This is a genomic window from Vibrio sp. 10N.247.310.17 (assembly GCF_041466605.1).
GTDB lineage: Bacteria > Pseudomonadota > Gammaproteobacteria > Enterobacterales > Vibrionaceae > Vibrio > Vibrio tasmaniensis_A.
In genome coordinates, this window is the sequence record NZ_JBFSTC010000197.1 from 1 (window position 1) to 2,221 (window position 2,221).

Annotated in this window: 2 protein-coding genes; one reads left to right on the plus strand and one right to left on the minus strand. The window is 43.6% G+C overall.

Features of this window, described 5'->3' with window-relative positions:
• Window positions 1–91 precede the first annotated feature (91 nt).
• Window positions 92–832 (minus strand): YciK family oxidoreductase, encoded by a 741-nt coding sequence (locus tag AB6D80_RS24740; protein ID WP_029225624.1) that lies wholly within the window; start codon window positions 830–832, stop codon window positions 92–94.
• 143 nt (window positions 833–975) lie between these two features.
• Here AB6D80_RS24740 and sohB point away from each other — a divergent pair, with 143 nt between their 5' ends.
• A complete protein-coding gene (sohB, locus tag AB6D80_RS24745; RefSeq protein ID WP_372189907.1) occupies window positions 976–2,037 on the plus strand; it encodes a protease SohB in 1,062 nt (353 codons plus the stop codon).
• Window positions 2,038–2,221: the final 184 nt, after the last annotated feature.

Below are 2,221 nucleotides of genomic sequence, written 5' to 3' on the forward strand. Positions count from 1 at the left end.
TAGTAAGACTCGCTACACTGTGCGATCTAAACACCTTAAATGATAGGTGTTGGCTATTAAAGCGACTTTTTGTTATTGCTCATAATATCAGCTACTTAGGTTGAGCGTCGATACATTGGCCATTAATATCTGTCACACTAGGGTTCATTAAGTGTAGATACAGCGGGATGATGTCGAGTGGTGTTTTTAACTTGTTCGCATCTTCACCTGGGTACGCTTTTGCACGCATGCGTGTTTGAGTGCCGCCTGGATTAATCGCATTAACACGGATATCGGTACCTTCAAGCTCATCGGCTAAGATCTGCATCATGCCTTCTGTAGCAAACTTTGAAATCGCGTAAGTGCCCCAGAACGCGCGGCCAGAGTGACCAACCGTTGAAGAGGTAAAGACAATACGACCGGCTTCCGCTTTCTTAATGACAGGCAGTAACGCTTGAGTCATTAGAAATTCAGCTTTAACGTTGATTTGCATGACGCCATCAAACGTTTCTTCATCGATTTGATCGAATGGACTTAACGTGCCAAGCACACCTGCGTTATGCAGTAGACCATCTAAACGACCGAACTGTGATTCAATGGTTTCAGCCATGTCGATGTAGTTCTGTTTTGTCGCGCCTTTTAAATCCAATGGGATAATCGCAGGCTGTGGGTAACCAGCGCTTTCGATTTCGTCGTAAATTAATTCAAGGTTTTTGACATTGCGGCCTAACAGAATAACAGTTGCACCATGTTGAGCGAAACTTAGCGCGGCTTGGCGACCAATGCCAGCACCGGCACCTGTAACCAAAATTACTTTATCTTTGAGGGCATCTGTAGAGATTGGGTAATCCACTGTGCTTATCCTTCTTTCTTTTATTATGTTCGTCATTCCATTGATGTTTAATCACACAGATAACCGCAGGAATGATGAGAAATTCTTGGTAATCGTGACAAGATGGTTACAATACACTAATTCATACAATAGGGGATATGACATTGGAATTTTTGTTGGACTACGGCTTGTTTTTAGCCAAGATTGCGACCGTTGTAATCGCCATCATTGCAATTTTAGTGATAGCTAAATCTGTGGGTGGAAAATCAAGCGCAATTAAAGGTGAGCTGGAAATCACGAACCTATCTGAGCATCACAAACAAACGATTGAACAACTAGAGCACCATTTGCATGATGATGCTTTCATCAAAGCACGTGATAAAGCAGAAAAGAAAGCGGAAAAAGAAAAAGTAAAATCACGTGGCAAAGAAGTGAAGAAAGCAGCGAAAGAGGGTGAGCTTGATAGCAAGCGTGAACCACACCTATTCGTTCTTGATTTTAATGGCAGCATTGATGCGAAAGAAGTGGCTTCATTACGTGAAGAGGTAACGGCGGTTCTGGCTGTTGCTCGTGAAGGTGATGAAGTATTGCTTAAGCTTGAGTCTGGCGGTGGTATGGTTCACGGCTATGGTCTGGCGTCTTCTCAACTTGACCGTATCAAAGCGGCAGGTCTGCCTCTGACTATCTCGGTAGATAAAGTCGCAGCAAGTGGCGGTTACATGATGGCATGTATCGCAGACAAAATCGTATCTGCACCGTTTGCTATTGTTGGCTCTATTGGTGTTATTGCTCAACTGCCAAACTTCAATAAACTGCTTAAAAAGCATGATATTGAGTTCGAACAGCTAACGGCGGGTGAGTACAAACGCACGCTTACTATGTTTGGTGAGAACAGCGATAAAGCACGCGAGAAGTTTAAAGAAGAGCTCGAAGAGACACATGGCCTATTCAAAGACTTCATCCGTGACCATCGTCCAGCACTCGATCTTGAAAAAGTAGCAACGGGTGAGCACTGGTTTGGTACACAAGCACATGTGCTTGGGCTGGTGGATGAGATCAGCACTTCTGATGATTTAGTCGTAGCGGCATGTAAGGACAAAACGGTTCTAGCGATTCACTACGTACAGAAGAAAAAGCTGTCAGACAAACTAGCGGGCGTGGCAGGTAAATCTGCAGACAGCGTGCTGATGAAGCTGATTGAACGCGGCCAAAAGCCGATTGTTTAAGCTTATTTAGTTTTAGCTCTAGTATCTAGTATCTAGTATCTAGTATCTAGTATCTAGGTTTAGTGCCTTGCGTCTATTGAAGACGTTTGAGCCTTAAAAAGAAAGCGCATAAGTCATCAGACTTATGCGCTTTTTTATGGTTCATCGCGGATTAGCGGGAACTTAAAACAAAAACGGTAGTAAG